Source organism: Thermanaeromonas sp. C210 (assembly GCF_013167955.1).
Lineage (GTDB): Bacteria > Bacillota > DSM-521 > Neomoorellales > Neomoorellaceae > UBA12545.
Window position 1 is genome coordinate 59,697 of the sequence record NZ_BLWF01000001.1, and the last position, 14,517, is coordinate 74,213.

12 protein-coding genes are annotated in these 14,517 nt (G+C 63.2%); 11 read left to right on the forward strand and 1 reads right to left on the reverse strand.

Annotated features, from left to right (window positions below; genetic code table 11):
- Nucleotides 1-10: 10 nt before the first annotated feature.
- The 6 genes from cphA (at nt 11) to TAMC210_RS00365 (ending at nt 7,531) form a co-directional block, all read left to right on the forward strand.
- Nucleotides 11-2,623: a cyanophycin synthetase gene (gene cphA, locus TAMC210_RS00340; protein ID WP_173296836.1), complete on the forward strand. Its 2,613-nt coding sequence runs from the start codon at nt 11-13 to the stop codon at nt 2,621-2,623.
- Nucleotides 2,624-2,720: 97 nt separating this feature from the next.
- Entirely contained in the window at nt 2,721-3,584 is an 864-nt protein-coding gene (ispE, locus tag TAMC210_RS00345) for a 4-(cytidine 5'-diphospho)-2-C-methyl-D-erythritol kinase (protein ID WP_173296837.1), read from the forward strand.
- A gap of 59 nt (nt 3,585-3,643) precedes the next feature.
- The gene (locus tag TAMC210_RS00350) at nt 3,644-4,345 is read left to right on the forward strand and encodes a GntR family transcriptional regulator (protein WP_173296838.1); all 702 of its coding nucleotides are present in this window, start codon (nt 3,644-3,646) and stop codon (nt 4,343-4,345) included.
- Nucleotide 4,346: 1 nt separating this feature from the next.
- A complete protein-coding gene (locus tag TAMC210_RS00355) occupies nt 4,347-5,159 on the forward strand; it encodes a nucleotidyltransferase family protein (protein WP_173296839.1) in 813 nt (270 codons plus the stop codon).
- A gap of 43 nt (nt 5,160-5,202) precedes the next feature.
- A complete protein-coding gene (gene glmU, locus TAMC210_RS00360; protein WP_173296840.1) occupies nt 5,203-6,597 on the forward strand; it encodes a bifunctional UDP-N-acetylglucosamine diphosphorylase/glucosamine-1-phosphate N-acetyltransferase GlmU in 1,395 nt (464 codons plus the stop codon).
- Entirely contained in the window at nt 6,584-7,531 is a 948-nt protein-coding gene (locus TAMC210_RS00365) for a ribose-phosphate diphosphokinase (protein WP_173296841.1), read from the forward strand. Before glmU ends, TAMC210_RS00365 begins: the two co-directional genes overlap by 14 nt.
- On the opposite strand, the gene TAMC210_RS00370 is transcribed toward TAMC210_RS00365, so the two are convergent.
- Entirely contained in the window at nt 7,532-8,140 is a 609-nt protein-coding gene (locus tag TAMC210_RS00370) for a PRC-barrel domain-containing protein (protein WP_173296842.1), read from the reverse strand.
- Between the two features lie 106 nt (nt 8,141-8,246).
- On the opposite strand from TAMC210_RS00370, the gene TAMC210_RS00375 reads away from it, so the two are divergent.
- The 5 genes from TAMC210_RS00375 (at nt 8,247) to spoVT (ending at nt 14,469) form a co-directional block, all read left to right on the forward strand.
- On the forward strand, nt 8,247-8,870 hold the full coding sequence (locus TAMC210_RS00375) for a 50S ribosomal protein L25/general stress protein Ctc (protein ID WP_173296843.1): 624 nt from the start codon (nt 8,247-8,249) through the stop codon (nt 8,868-8,870).
- A gap of 44 nt (nt 8,871-8,914) precedes the next feature.
- Nucleotides 8,915-9,478 (forward strand): aminoacyl-tRNA hydrolase, encoded by a 564-nt coding sequence (gene pth, locus TAMC210_RS00380; protein WP_173296844.1) that lies wholly within the window; start codon nt 8,915-8,917, stop codon nt 9,476-9,478.
- Entirely contained in the window at nt 9,472-9,861 is a 390-nt protein-coding gene (locus tag TAMC210_RS00385; RefSeq protein WP_173296845.1) for a hypothetical protein, read from the forward strand. The genes pth and TAMC210_RS00385 overlap by 7 nt, the downstream gene beginning before the upstream one ends.
- Before the next feature lie 413 nt (nt 9,862-10,274).
- A complete protein-coding gene (gene mfd, locus TAMC210_RS00390; protein WP_173296846.1) occupies nt 10,275-13,808 on the forward strand; it encodes a transcription-repair coupling factor in 3,534 nt (1,177 codons plus the stop codon).
- A gap of 97 nt (nt 13,809-13,905) precedes the next feature.
- On the forward strand, nt 13,906-14,469 hold the full coding sequence (gene spoVT, locus TAMC210_RS00395) for a stage V sporulation protein T (RefSeq protein ID WP_173296847.1): 564 nt from the start codon (nt 13,906-13,908) through the stop codon (nt 14,467-14,469).
- The last annotated feature ends 48 nt before the right edge of the window (nt 14,470-14,517 follow it).

Consider the following 14,517-nt stretch of genomic DNA (forward strand, 5'->3'; position numbering starts at 1 on the left):
AAATGGATAGATGGAGATTAAGGGCCTGCGGGCCCTCGAAGGGCCCAATATTTTTTGCCTCCGGCCGGTCCTGGTGGCCAGGGTGGACTTAAAGGACGTGGCAGGAGTGAAGACCAGCAGCCTGCCGGGCTTCGCCGAACGCCTGCTGGCCGCCCTCCCCGGCCTGGGGGAACACTACTGCTCCCGGGGTTATCCCGGCGGCTTCCGCGAACGCCTCTACGAGGGGACGTACCTGGGCCATGTGGTGGAACACGTGGCCTTAGAATTGTTGTGGCTGGCGGGGGAGGATGTTTCCTACGGCAAAACCCGTACCACCTCCCATCCCCGGGAAGTGGAAATTGTTATAGAGTACGAATGCCGGCCGGCGGCCGAAGCAGCCCTGCACCTGGCGGTGGAGCTGGTCTCCGCCTTCCTGGAGGGACGGGACTACGACCTGGACCTCGCCCGAGAAAAACTGGCCGGTATCCTGGACCAATACCGGCTGGGACCCAGCACTGCGGCCATTGTGGCCGCCTGCCGGCGCCGCGGCATTCCGGTCCGGCGCCTCGGAGACGGAAGTCTCCTTCAGCTGGGCTACGGCTGCAAGAGCCGGCGGGTCCAGGCCACCGTAACGGAAAACACCGGCTGCCTGGCGGCCGATATTGCCGGCGATAAAGCCCTGACTAAAGAGCTCCTACAGGAATTCGGGCTGCCGGTGCCCCGGGGCGGCGTGGCGAAAAATGCCCATGAGGCCGCGGCCCTGGCCGAAAAGCTAGGCTTTCCGGTGGTGGTCAAGCCGGTGGCCGGCAACCAGGGGAAGGGGGTCGTCGCCAACCTCCAGAATGGGGAAGAAGTGAGGCGAGCCTATAGAGTGGCCGCTCCCGGCGGGGGGCCGGTCCTGGTGGAGAAGCACCTGGCCGGCCGGCAGTACCGCCTCCTGGTGGTCAACGGCCGCGTGGTGGCGGCGGCCGAGCGTTTGCCTGCCCGGGTGATAGGCGACGGCCGCCATACCGTTGAAGAGCTCGTCCGCCTGGCCAATCAAGACCCCCTGCGGGGCGAGGGACACGGTCGGCCCCTGACCAAACTCCCCTTGGACCCCATCGCCCTCTTCACCATGGAGCGCCAGGGATGGAGTTTAACGGATATTCCCCCTGCCGGGACGGTAGTGCTCCTGCGCGAGAGCGCCAACCTGAGCACCGGCGGGACGGCCGCCGATGTGACCGATCGCGTTCACCCCTACAACGCCTACCTAGCCGTGGAAGCCGCCCGGGTGGTGGGTCTGGACGTAGCCGGGGTGGACGTGATCTGCCCGGACATCGCCCGGCCTATACACCGGGGTCAGGGGGGCATTCTGGAGGTCAACGCGGCACCCGGTATTCGCATGCACCATTTCCCCGCCGCCGGGCGGCCGCGGGACGTGGCGGGGGCCATTGTAGCGGGGTTGTTCCCGCCCGGGGATGACGGCCGCATACCCCTGGTGGCCGTCACGGGAACCAACGGTAAGACAACCACCGCCCGCCTCATAGCTTATATGCTAGGGCTAACCGGCCGCAGGGTTGGCCTCACCACTACGGACGGCATTTACATAGGCGGATGTCTGGTCCAGCCCGGGGATGCCGCGGGTCCGGCCAGCGCGCGGCGGGTATTGGCGGACAAGAGGGTAGAGGCTGCCGTCCTGGAGACGGCCCGGGGTGGTATCCTCCGCTCCGGCCTGGGGTACGACCGGGCCGATGTGGGAGTAGTGCTCAACATAGCCGAAGACCACCTGGGCCAGTACGGCGTGGAAACCCTGGCCGACCTGGCCCATGTGAAGTCCCTGGTAGTGGAGGCCCTTAAGGAAGAAGGCCATGCCGTCCTCAACGCCGACGATCCCCTAACCGTCCGGATGCGGGAGCGGGCTCGGGGGCGCATCATCTTTTTCAGCCTCAAGGCCCGCAACAAAGTGGTGCAAGAGCACCTGGCCGGCGGGGGACAGGCGGTCTTCGTCAAGAAGGGGAACATCTTTATTGCCTCGGGGAGGGATGAGAGGCGCCTCCTGGCGGTCCGGTCCGTGGCCTGTGCCTGGAAGGGCCTGGCCCGGCACAATCTCCAGAATTCCCTGGCTGCCGTGGCGGCGGCTGTGGCCCTGGGCCTGCCGGATGACGTCATCGCCAGAGGTCTCCGGGAATTCGGCCGGGAACCGGCCCACAACCCCGGCCGCCTCATGTACCGGGAGGTGGGCGGAGTTAAAGTCATCATCGACTACGGCCATAATCCCGCCGGCTATGAGAGCGTCCTCAAGCTGGCCTCGCGCCTTTCACCGGAGGTCATAGGGGTCATCGGGGTGCCGGGGGACCGGCCGGATGCCTCCATCTGCAAAAGCGGCCGGGTGGCGGGCCGTTTTTGCCGGAAAGTAATTATCAAGGAGGATGCCGACCGGCGCGGAAGGCAGCCCGGAGAAGTGGCCGGCCTTCTGCGGCAGGGAGTCCTGGAGGCCGGTCTTAAGCCGGACGATGTTTACCTGGAGCTGGACGAGGGCCGGGCGGTGGCTAAGGCCCTAGCTTTGGCCGTCCCCGGGCAGGTAGTGGTGATCTTCTACGAAAACCTGCCGGCGGTCTTAGAAGTGGTGGATAAATCCCTACAGGTCACCGCAGGAGCCGGCTAGCGGCTTTTTTGCTGCGGAAAGAGGATTTCGGTCGAATATGATGTATAATTAAAGGGCGGGAAGAATACCTTCATCCCCGACCCGGGAGCGATTTTCTTTGCAGGGGATCAAGATACGGGCCTATGCCAAGGTCAATTTGACTTTGGAGGTTAAAGGTCGCCGCGCCGACGGTTACCACGAGATAAGCACCATTTTTCAAAGCATTGACCTTCACGATACGGTTTTTTTGACTCCCGGCCGGGGGATAGAGCTGGAGGTTCGGGGCCGGGCGGCGCCGCGGGGTGCGGATAACCTGGCCTACCGGGCGGCTTCTTTGCTTCAAGGGAGGTATCCTTTTCCGGGCGTGAAAATAACCCTGGAAAAGAGGATACCCCTGGCCGCCGGGTTGGCGGGGGGAAGCGCAGACGCGGCGGCGGTCCTGGTGGGTCTCAACTACCTGTGGGATCTGGGCCTGACGGCCGGGGCCTTGGCCGGCATAGGGGCCGAACTGGGGAGTGATGTGCCCTTTTGCGTTTTAGGGGGGACGGCCCTGGGGAGGGGGCGGGGTGAACGGCTGGCCCTTTTACCTCCCCCGCCCCGTCTCTGGCTGGTGCTGGTGAAGCCGCCCTTCGGGGTCAGCACCGCCGCCGTCTACCGGGGATGGGATGCCGGCCTGGCGTCGGGATGGGAGGGCGACCGTCCCCGGGAGGAGGAAGCCGTGGCGGCCCTCTTGGGCGGTAACCGGGAAGGTCTGGTGAGGTCCCTGGGAAACGTCCTGGAGGGAGTAACCTTGCGCCTGTACCCGGAAGTAGCAACTATCAAAGGCAGGCTCATGTCCCTGGGTGCGGAGAAGGCCGTTCTGTGCGGCAGTGGGCCCACCGTTTTTGGGGTGGCTCCCACCAGGGAAGAAGCCGAGAGGATAGCCGCGGCCCTCCGGCGGGAATATCCGGAGACCGTGGTCGCCTGCACCCTCTCCCCTTAAGGCCGGCCCGGCCGCCGGCCTTTTGGCTCCCAGGGGCCCCCTGGCAGGAGGTGATTAGGATGAAAAATCTGCTGGCAGGTAAGCTGGAAAATTATAAGCCATTGCGGGAGATAGTCTTTGAGACTCTGCGGGAGGCAATTTTGAGCGGGCAGCTTAAGGCCGGAGAGCGCCTGATGGAGGTCCAGCTAGCCGAGGAAATGGGCGTGAGCCGCACACCGGTGAGGGAGGCCATTCGCAAGCTGGAACTGGAAGGCCTGGTAGTCATGGTACCCCGCAAGGGTGCTTATGTGGCGGGCATCTCTACCAAGGACATCACCGAAGTCTTTGAAATCCGCTCCGCCCTGGAATCCCTGGCTGCGGCCCTGGCCTGCGAAAGGATCACCGAAGAAGAACTGGAAGAGCTGGAGCGGCTGCTGGTGCAGGTGGCCGAATGCGCCGAAAAGAACGATCTGGAAACCCTCATCCAGGTAGATACCCGCTTCCACAATGTATTGTACCGGGCCAGCCGCAACGAGCGTTTAGCCCAGATCATCAACAACCTGGGCGACCAGATCCAGCGTTTCCGCACCACCTCCCTGGCCACACCGGGGCGCATGAAGGAAGCCCTGGAAGAGCATAAGGCCCTGGTGGAGGCCATTACGGCGCGGGATGTCGAACTGGCCCAGCGCCTGGCCCAGGAGCATATTGAAAATGCCGAAAACCGCTTGATGGAGGCCATGCGGAAGGGAATGAACTCATCCCGGGAAGAGGAAGCCTCCTAAAGTGCGGCAGGAGGGGGCGGACGTCGTGCTGGTAGACGGAGTAGTGCTGGCCGGGGGGAGCGCAGGCAAGGGGGACCGGCTGGGAGCCGGTAACGAGGCCCTGGTGCCCGTCGCCGGACGGCCCATGGTGGCCTGGGTGCTGGAGGCCCTGCGCCGTTCCGGCCGCCTGCGGCGCCTGGTCCTAGTGGGCCCCGAGGAACTGGCCGGGCTGGCCGGGGAAGAGAAGATAACTCTGGTGCCGCCCGGCCGGACGGCGGTGGAGAGCGCCCTTAACGGAGCCGGGGCCCTGCCGGGAGCGGAATGGCTCCTCCTGGTGACCGCCGACATTCCCCTGCTCACGCCGGAAGCGGTCCGGGATTTCCTCGATCGCTGCCGGGAAATTTCGGCCGACCTTTATTACCCCATCGTCACCCGCCGGGAAAGCGAGACGGCTTACCCGGGCGTAAAGAGAACCTACGTATCTCTGAAGGAGGGGACCTTTACGGGGGGGAATATGGCCCTTCTGCGGGCCGACGCCCTTTCGACCTGCGCCCGGCGGGGGCAGAAGCTGGTGGCCCTGCGCAAAAGCCCCCTGGCCCTGGGCTGGCAGATAGGCCCCTTCTTCATCGTGAGATTCCTCCTGCGCCGGCTTTCCCTGGCCGAGGTGGAAAGGCGGTTTTCGGAGCTCTTAGGGGTGCGGGGGAAGGCCGTGATAACACCCTACCCCGAAATCGGGGTGGATGTGGATAAACCCGACGACCTGGAACTAGCCTGCCGGGTATTATCCGCCCAGGCCGCCTCCGATCCCTGGCCGGGCCCCACGGGCTCTCCTTGACGGCTCCGGTAGGGCCCGAATTTTTGGGGGGAGGGTTTCTCCAGTGTCGAAAGTGGTGGCCGTCGTTCTGGCGGCCGGTGAAGGGAAAAGAATGCGTTCCGGCCGGCCCAAGGTACTGCACCGGGTAGCCGGCCGGAGCCTGGTGGAGCACGTTCTGGCCGCGGTGGAGGCGGCCGGGATCACTGAGAGCATTGTGGTAGTAGGCCACGGGGGAGAGGAGGTCCGGAACGAGCTGGGGCCTGGATTCCGGTACGCCTGGCAGGAAAAGCAGCTGGGTACCGGTCATGCCCTGGCCCAGGCGCGGGACCTGGCCCGGGAAGCGGAAACTGTCCTGGTCCTCTGCGGGGACACCCCCCTCCTGCGCGGGGAAACCCTGGCGCGCCTGGTGGCCGAGCACCGGGAGCAAGGAGCGGCCGCTACCCTGCTGGTAGCTGCCGTGGAAGATCCCACCGGCTACGGCCGGGTCATCCGGGATAAAGAAGGCCGGGTGCAAAGGATTGTGGAGGAAGGCGATGCCGATGCCGCCACCCGGGCCGTTAAGGAGATCAACAGCGGCACCTACTGTTTTACGGCTTCGCTCCTGTGGCCGGCCCTGGAAGAACTCCGGCCGGAAAACGCCCAGGGCGAATACTACTTGACCGACGTCATCGAGCTCTTCTGCCGCCGGGGGTACTTGGTCCACGCCCTCCTCTGCCCGGATCCCGAGGAGGTGCTGGGGGTAAACGACCGGGTGCAGCTCGCCAGGGCGGGACGGATCCTGCAGCGCCGCATAAACGAAGAGCTCATGCTGAAAGGAGTAACCCTGGTGGATCCGGACAACACTTATATCCACGCAGGGGTGGAGATAGGCAGGGACACCGTCGTATGGCCCTTTACTTTTCTGGAGGGGAAGACCTGGATAGGCTCGGGCTGCGTCATAGGTCCCCAGGCCAGCATCCGGGACAGCCGGATAGGCGACGAGACCGTTATCAGCTATTCCGTGGTCCGGGAGAGCACCATTGGCAACCGCTGCCAGATCGGGCCCTTTGCCTACCTGCGACCGGGGACCGTGCTGGACGACCGGGTTAAGGTGGGAGATTTCGTGGAGATCAAGGCCTCCCGCGTGGGCGAGGGCAGCAAAGTGCCCCACCTGACCTACCTGGGCGATGCCACGGTAGGCAAGGAGGTCAACATAGGTGCCGGCACCATTACCTGCAATTACGACGGCCTCCACAAGTGGCCGACGGTGGTGGGCGACGGCGCCTTTATCGGCAGCAATACCAACCTGGTGGCTCCGGTGGAGGTTGGTGAACGATCGGTCATCGGTGCCGGTTCCACCATTACGGAAGATGTTCCTCCGGGGGCCCTGGCCATAGGAAGGGCCCGCCAGGTGAACTTGGCCGGGAAAGGGCTGGAGAAATTAAACGCGAAGGGTCGGGTGAGGGATGAGCAACGATAACGGCATGTTAAAAATCTTTACGGGCAACGCCAACCCCAAACTGGCCGAAGAAATCTGCTCTTACCTGAAGGTGCCCCTGGGTGCGGCCAAGGTGGGGCGCTTCAGCGACGGGGAAATCAGCCTGGTCATCGACGAGAGCGTGCGCGGGGCGGATGTCTTCGTCATCCAGCCCACCTGCAACCCCGTCAACGATAATTTAATGGAGCTTCTGATCCTCATCGACGCCCTGCGCCGCGCTTCGGCCCGGCGTATAACGGCGGTGGTGCCTTACTACGGCTATGCCCGGCAGGAGCGCAAGACGCGCGCCCGCGATCCCATTTCCGCCAAGCTGGTGGCCAACTTGATTACCGCCGCCGGGGCCGACCGGCTGCTGGCCATGGACCTCCACGCCGGGGCCATCCAGGGCTTCTTCGATATTCCGGTGGACCACCTTACGGCGGTGCCCATTCTGGCCGACTATTTCCATTCCCTGGGGCTCAAGGACGTGGTCGTCGTTTCGCCGGACGTGGGTGGGGTGACCCGGGCCCGCAATTTTGCCGAGAGGCTGGGGGCCGAGATCGCCATCATCGATAAGCGGCGGCCGGAACCCAATGTGGCGGAAATAATGGACATTATCGGTGACGTGGAAGGCAAAACGGTCATCATGATCGACGACCTCATCGACACGGCCGGCACCATTTGCCTTGGCGCCCAGGCTTTGATGGAGCATGGAGCCAGGACCATTTATGCCTGCTGCACCCACCCGGTGCTGTCAGGGCCGGCGTTGGAAAGGCTGGGGGAAGCTTCCCTCGAGGAAATAGTAATCTGCAACACCATTCCGGTGCCACCGGGCAAAGAGATACCGAGGATGCGGTGCCTTTCGGTGGCGCCCCTCCTGGGAGAAGCCATTATGCGCATCCACCGCGACGAGTCCGTAAGTACCCTTTTTGACTGACTAGCCGTCGTTCCTGTTCTTCCAGGGCAGGCGCTGGAGGTAGCTGCCCAGGCGGTGGCTTATTTTCTCCCCGGCGGCCGCCGCCCTTTCCCGGTAAGCTGCGGAGAAGAGGCTTTTGGGGCGCTGGAGGGAGTTCTCCGCTCCTGCCCTGGCTATCAAGGCGTCGCGGCCGCAAGTGCGGATGAACTCGGCCGGTAGCTGGCTCTTACCTTGCAGCAGGTGGCCCTTTAACTCTAGATAGCATATCTTGCCGTCCTGGGGTTCGAACCAGAAATCTTCGACTACTCCCAGCACGGCTCCTTCCTCGGTGATGACCTTGGTCCCGAGAAGGGGTACCGGGTTTTTTGAGAGGTTCTCGAGTTCCGGCATCGAGCTTAACTTCACCACCGCCGAGGCCTGGTCTACAGTTACGGCATGGCTGCCGACGTTGTTTACGTGGTCGTAGGGGATCACCGCCTGTTCCTTAAACCACCCTTTGCGGTCCAGGATCAGGCCGGCCACGGCCATATTCCGGTGATCTATTAACAGGCGTTTTATGCGGCCCAGGGCCTGCCCGTCGGCCAGGCTGATGACCGGCATGCCGGCCAGCTTTTTGCTCCTCTGGTACAAGCTACTCACCTCCCGCATAGAACATGGGTATGCGGGTGCTACCGATTTTATGCCTGCTCTTTTAGCCGATCAAGGCCAACACTTAAGGGAAAGGGAGTGAATATCCATGGCAAGATCGTCCTTGACTCTGCGGGTAAGGGAAGAAGTGGGGAAGGGACCGGCAGGTCGCCTGCGCCGCCGGGGTCTGCTCCCGGGAATCCTTTACGGCCGGGAGGTGGGCAACCTGCCGGTAGAAGTCGACCTTAAGGAAATGAAAAGAGTCCTGGGGCGGGAAGGAGAGAGCGCCCTGGTCCAGGTGAAGCTGGAACAAGGAGGCCAGGTTCGGGAATATACTGCCCTGGTGCGGGAGGTGCAGCGTCACCCCATCCGGGGCGAATTAGTACACATCGATTTCTACCAGGTACCGGCCGGGGAAAAGATCACCGCCAATGTGCCGGTGGTGCTGGAAGGGGAGCCCCGGGGCGTTAAGATCGGCGGTATTCTGCAGCACGGCCTCCACGAGGTGGAAGTGGAGTGCCTGCCCGAAGACCTGCCGGAGGCCATTACGGTGGATGTGAGCGGCCTGGATATCGGCGACCACCTGACGGTGGCCGATCTTACCCCGCCGCGTGGAGTAACCATTCTTTCGGAACCCACCAGTCTCATCGCCACCGTCGTCAGTGTCAGGGGCACCGAGGCCGAAGAGACCGCTGAAGAAGGGCAAGAAGGGTCCGAGGAAGGTGCTTCCTAAGGCAGCAGCCGCATAAAACTTCGAGGGGGCGGAGAGGATAACCGGTGAAAATGGTGGTAGGCCTGGGCAATCCCGGGCCCCGCTATGAGACAACGCGCCATAATGCTGGCTTCATGGCCCTGGACCTGTTGGCCGACGACCTGGCCGTCGAGCTCGGCCGCAGGCAAAGGGACGCCCTGGTAGGGACCGGCCGCGTGGGGGAAGAGCGGGTGCTCCTGGTCAAGCCCCTAACCTTCATGAACCTGAGCGGTCAGGCCGTCGGCCCCCTGGCCCGGTGGTATGGTATCCGGCCGGCAGATATCCTAGTCTTGATGGACGACCTGGACCTGGAACCCGGCCGGCTGCGGGTGAGGGCCAAAGGGAGCTCGGGGGGCCACCGGGGCCTGGGTTCGGTGTTGGCGGCCCTGGGCACCGACATGGTTCCCCGAATAAGGATCGGGATCGGCCGGCCCCCGGCGGGCCAGGACCCCGCGGATTACGTCCTGGAACCCTTTACCGAGGACGAGTGGTCCCTGGTTAGTCCCGTACTCCTCAAAGCCGCCAGGGCCGCCCGCCTCTGGCTGGAGGGCCTCGATCTGGAGGAGGTTATGAATCGCTTTAATTGTTAGAAGGAGCATATCTGCTGGCGGGCCTCCTGGCGGCCGCCCTGGCGTGGACGGGCAACCGGTTTTTATTTTCCTTTCTCAAATTCGACGGCCTCCTTTGGGGCCCTCTGCTGGAGGAAGCCCTGAAGACGGGATTAGCCCTGGCCTGGGGGGCTCCCGTGCTCTTGGTGCACGCGGCCTTCGGCCTGGTGGAGGCCGGGTGGGAGCTTACAAGGGCCCGGCGGGGAGCCGCCCTGGCGGCCGTAGGGGGCCATACCCTCTTCGGCGCAGCGGCTGCCGGCCTTTGGGAAGGGAGCGGCCAGGCCGTCCTGGCCTGGGGCGGCGGGTTCCTCCTCCACTTCCTCTGGAACGCGGCCCTTTTTCGGCTGCACCGCCGGGGAAGATAGGCCCGGCGGCCGGAGCGGCGCCCGGGGGAAGGGCGCGGGGCAGAGCGGCTTCTGACGTATCCCTGGTTTGGAGAGGGTGATTTAGCTCGTAAGCGAGCGACTTGAGCTGAGCGGACGACAATCTTTTGCGAAATCGAGGCCGGAGGCGGGGCCGAGGCCGAAAGAGGCCTGCGACCGGCTCCTGAGGCATGGAAGCCGAATGAGCCGGGGACCCCGCCGGAGGCCGAAAATTGAGCTTAAGTATTGGTCCGCGAAGCTCACGGAGCGAGCGGGGAGCTAAATCACGTCAGCTAAAAAGCGGGGATGGCTCAGGGCCGGCTTGCCTTGACGCCGGGAGTCCGCGTGGCTTATAATGAAAACGAGGGCCCTTATCAGCAGCGGCCCTTTTTGTGGTGTATGGGAAGCGGGGGACTATGGACAACTACGGATTATTACAAATTATTAGAGATAGTGCACAATTTCACATGTTGGCGGAAGGCCTGCGCCAGGGGCTACCCGAGCAGCAGCTCTACGGTCTGCCCGAGGGCCTGAAGGGCCTGTGGGTGAGGGCCATGGCCGATGAATTCGGGCCCCTTCTGGTGGTCACCTCCGGCCCGGAGGAAGCCCAGCGCCTGGCCGCTGATGTGGAAGCCTTCGGGCCGGGCGGGGGCGTGGATTATTTGCCGGCGGCGGAGCTCCTGCCTCTGGGATTTTATGCCCACAGCCTCGAAGTACCCGCCCAGCGCATCCGGGTGCTTGAAGACCTGGTGTGCGGCCGGGTGCGGGTGCTGGTAACCAGCATCGGGGCCCTGGCGGCTAAGCTCCCGCCCCGGGAGGCCTTCTCCCGGGCCCTGGTTACTCTGCGGGTGGGCCAGAACGTGGAGCGGGAGGAACTCCTCGAACGCCTGGTGCGGCTCGGCTACCGCCGCGAGGAGATGGTGGAAGCGCCCGGCCACCTGGCGGTCCGGGGCGGCATCATCGATATCTATCCCCTGGGGGCCGAAAACCCGGTCAGGGTGGAGTTTTACGGCGACGAAATCGATTCCCTGCGGCCCTTCGACCCGACAACCCAGCGGTCGGTGGGTGAGACGGGGGAAGTAGTAATTACCCCGGCGGTGGAGACGGTGGCGCCCGAGGACCTGCGGCCGGGCCTCGAGCTTCTCCGGCAGGAATTCCAGCAGACCCTGGCCAAATTGAGGAAGACGAGGCCCGAGGCCGCCCGCGAACTGGAAGAGCGCCTCGGTTCTCTGCTGGCCAGGTTGGAAGCCGGAGACTGGCCGGAAGGGATAATCCCCCTACAGCCTTTCTTTTATCCCCAGCAGGCCACCCTGCTGGAGTATTTTAAGCGGCCGCCCCTTATAATTCTCGACGAACCGGCCAGACTTAAGGATGGGGCCAAGCGCCTGGAAAAGCAGCGCCTGGAGATCTTCACCCAGATGCTGGAGGGAGGCCTCGCCCTGCCTTCCCAGGGTCTGGCCTATGCCGGGGCTGAGGAAATGGAGAACCTCCTGGCCAAATACCAGCGCCTCTATTTCACCCTGTTGCCACGGCGGGCCGGCCTCCAGGTACGCCAGGCCGTCGGCGTGGGGGCCCAAAGCCTCCCCGCCTTCCAGGGTAAGGTGGGCCTCCTGGCCCAGGAGCTGGGCCGCTGGCGCCGCCAAGGCTATCGCATTGTCCTTGTGGTGGCGGACGCCGCCCGCATGGAGGCCCTGCGCCAGAACCTTGCGGCCGAGGGGCTGGAGACCGTTGCCCTGCAGGATACTTCCGACCTCCCCCGGCCCGGCCAGGTGGCCGTGGTGCCGGGCAACCTGCGCCAGGGCTTTATCTGGCCCCAGGTAAAACTGGTCATCCTGGGGGATACCGAACTCTACGGTCCGGTGCGCCGGCCCCGGCGCCACAAGATATCCCGGGCAGGAGGCAAGATAACCTCCTTTACCGATCTCAAGGAGGGGGACTACGTAGTCCACGTCAACCACGGCATCGGCCGCTACCTGGGCATCCAGCAGCTGGAGGTGGGGGGTGTAAAGAAAGACTACCTCCTCATCCAGTATGCAGGCAACGACCGCCTCTACGTCCCCATCGACCAGATCTCCCTGGTGCAAAAATACATCGGGGCCGAAGGCCATGTACCCCGTCTCTACCGTTTAGGCGGCAACGAATGGGCTAAGGTTAAGGGACGGGTGCAGGAGGCGGTACGGGCCATGGCCGAGGAACTCCTCAACCTCTACGCCACCCGGGAGACGGTGCGCGGGCACGCCTTTTCCCCGGATACCCCCTGGCAGCGGGAATTCGAAGAAGCCTTCCCGTACACCGAGACGCCGGACCAGCTCAAAGCCATTGCCGAAGTCAAGGCCGACATGGAGCGGCCCAAGCCCATGGACCGCCTCCTGTGCGGCGACGTGGGTTACGGCAAGACGGAGGTGGCCCTGCGGGCGGCCTTTAAGGCGGTTATGGATGGCAAACAGGTGGCCGTCCTGGTGCCCACCACTATCCTGGCCCAGCAGCATTACAACACCTTCAAGGAGCGCTTCAGCCCCTATCCGGTGAAGGTGGCCGTTTTGAGCCGTTTTTCTTCCCCCCGGGAGCAGCGCGAAACGGTAGAGGCCCTGGCCCGGGGCGATATAGATATAATCATCGGCACCCACCGTCTCCTCTCCGAGGATGTTGCCTTTAAGGATCTGGGGCTGGTCATAATCGACGAGGAACAGCGCTTCGGCGTGGCTCATAAAGAGAAGCTCAAGCAGTTGCGCTACACCGTGGACGTCCTCACCATGACGGCTACCCCCATACCCCGTACCCTCCACATGGCCCTGGCCGGCGTGCGGGACATGAGCCTCATCGAAACGCCGCCCGAGGACCGCTACCCCGTCCAGACCTACGTAGTGGAGTACAGCCCGGAGTTGGTGCGCGAGGTCATCAGGCGGGAGCTGGACCGCGGCGGCCAGGTCTATTACGTCCACAACCGGGTGGCCGACATCGACCACGTGGCCTTCACCGTACAACAGCTGGTGCCGGAGGCCAGGATAGCCGTGGCCCACGGCCAGATGGCCGAAGAAGACCTCGAGGCCATAATGCTGGACTTCATAGAAGGGCACTTTGACGTCCTGGTCTGCACCACCATCATCGAAAACGGCCTGGATATCCAAAACGTAAACACCCTCATTGTAGACGAAGCCGATACCCTGGGTCTGGCCCAGCTCTACCAGCTGAGGGGGAGGGTCGGCCGCACGAACCGCCTGGCTTACGCCTACTTTACTTACCGGCCCGACAAGGTTTTAGGGGAAGTGGCGGAGAAGCGCCTGGCCGCCATCCGGGAGTTTACCGCCTTGGGCTCGGGTTACAAGATAGCCCTGAGGGACCTGCAGCTCAGGGGCGCCGGCAATCTCCTGGGGCCGGAGCAGCACGGGCACATGCTGGCGGTGGGCTTCGACCTTTACTGCCAGCTATTGGAAGAGGCGGTGCGCAAGCTGCGGGGACAGGGGTTGCCCGCCCAGGAACAGCCCCGGGGAGCCAGTGTAGAACTAAATGTGGACACCTATTTGAGCGACGACTATATCCCCGATGCCGCCCTCAAAATGGAATTCTACCAGCGCCTCATGGCCGCCAAAGAGTTGGCCGAGGTGGATGAAATTACGGCGGAAATGATCGATCGCTTCGGCACCCCTCCCCTGGCCGTGGAAAACCTCCTCCTCATGACCCGCGTCCGGCTGCTGGCCGGAGAGCTGGGCATCCTCCACGTGCAGCAGCGCTCGGGAGAAGTGGAGCTGAAGTTCGGCGGCGGCAATCATCTGAAAGGGGAAAAACTGCTGCAGTTATCCCAAATATTCCCAAGGAGGCTATCATTTTCCTCGGCAGGGGGCCTGAGCATCCGGGTGAGGATCCGGGATTTAGACCAGCACGCCATTTTAAAGCTCCTGGAACAGCTTTTAAGTTCCATCAGGAAAATGAGCCGGGCGGAGGCCGGTTAAAGAAAACATGAATAAAGGCCTGGGAGGGGTTATATACTAACAGTAAAAGTTAACATTACAAGGCCATCCAGGGGAGGAAAAGGGGGGATACACAGCAGTGAAAGCCACAGGTATTGTCCGACGCATCGACGACCTAGGACGCGTAGTAATACCCAAGGAAATACGCCGCACCCTGCGCATCCGCGAGGGCGATCCGCTGGAGATTTTCGTGGACCGGGAAGGGGAAGTAATCCTAAAAAAATATTCACCCATCGGTGAACTGGGAGACTTCGCCAAGGAATATGCCGACTCCCTGCACGAGGCCATCGGCCACATAGCCTGCATCGCCGACCGGGATAACATCATTGCCGTGGCGGGTGCCCCCAAGAAGGAGTTCTTGGATAAGCCCATTGGCCCGGCAGTGGAGAAGGTTATGGAGGAACGCAAGCCGGTACTCATTAACAACCCTGGCGAGCACCTTCTGTGTAAGGATTGCCCCATAGATACCGAAGGCGAGGGTTGCAAGTTTTCGGCCGAAGTCATCGCCCCCATCATAGCCGAAGGGGATCCTATCGGAGCTGTTATCCTCTGCTCTAAGGACCCCAATGTAAAGATGGGAGAGATGGAGCTCAAGCTGGCGGAGACGGCCGCGAGCTTTCTGGCCAAGCAAATGGAACAGTGATCGCTCAACTGCCAACGGGATCTTACTGTGCCCCTGAAAAAGGGGCTT

Bases quoted from the DNA above. Each gene is read 5' to 3' on its own strand.
- cphA (WP_173296836.1), top strand. From the start codon at position 11: ATGGAGATTAAGGGCCTGCGGGCCCTCGAAGGGCCCAATATTTTTTGC.
- TAMC210_RS00350 (WP_173296838.1), top strand. From the start codon at position 3,644: ATGAAAAATCTGCTGGCAGGTAAGCTGGAAAATTATAAGCCATTGCGG.
- TAMC210_RS00365 (WP_173296841.1), top strand. From the start codon at position 6,584: ATGAGCAACGATAACGGCATGTTAAAAATCTTTACGGGCAACGCCAAC.
- TAMC210_RS00375 (WP_173296843.1), top strand. From the start codon at position 8,247: ATGGCAAGATCGTCCTTGACTCTGCGGGTAAGGGAAGAAGTGGGGAAG.
- mfd (WP_173296846.1), top strand. From the start codon at position 10,275: ATGGACAACTACGGATTATTACAAATTATTAGAGATAGTGCACAATTT.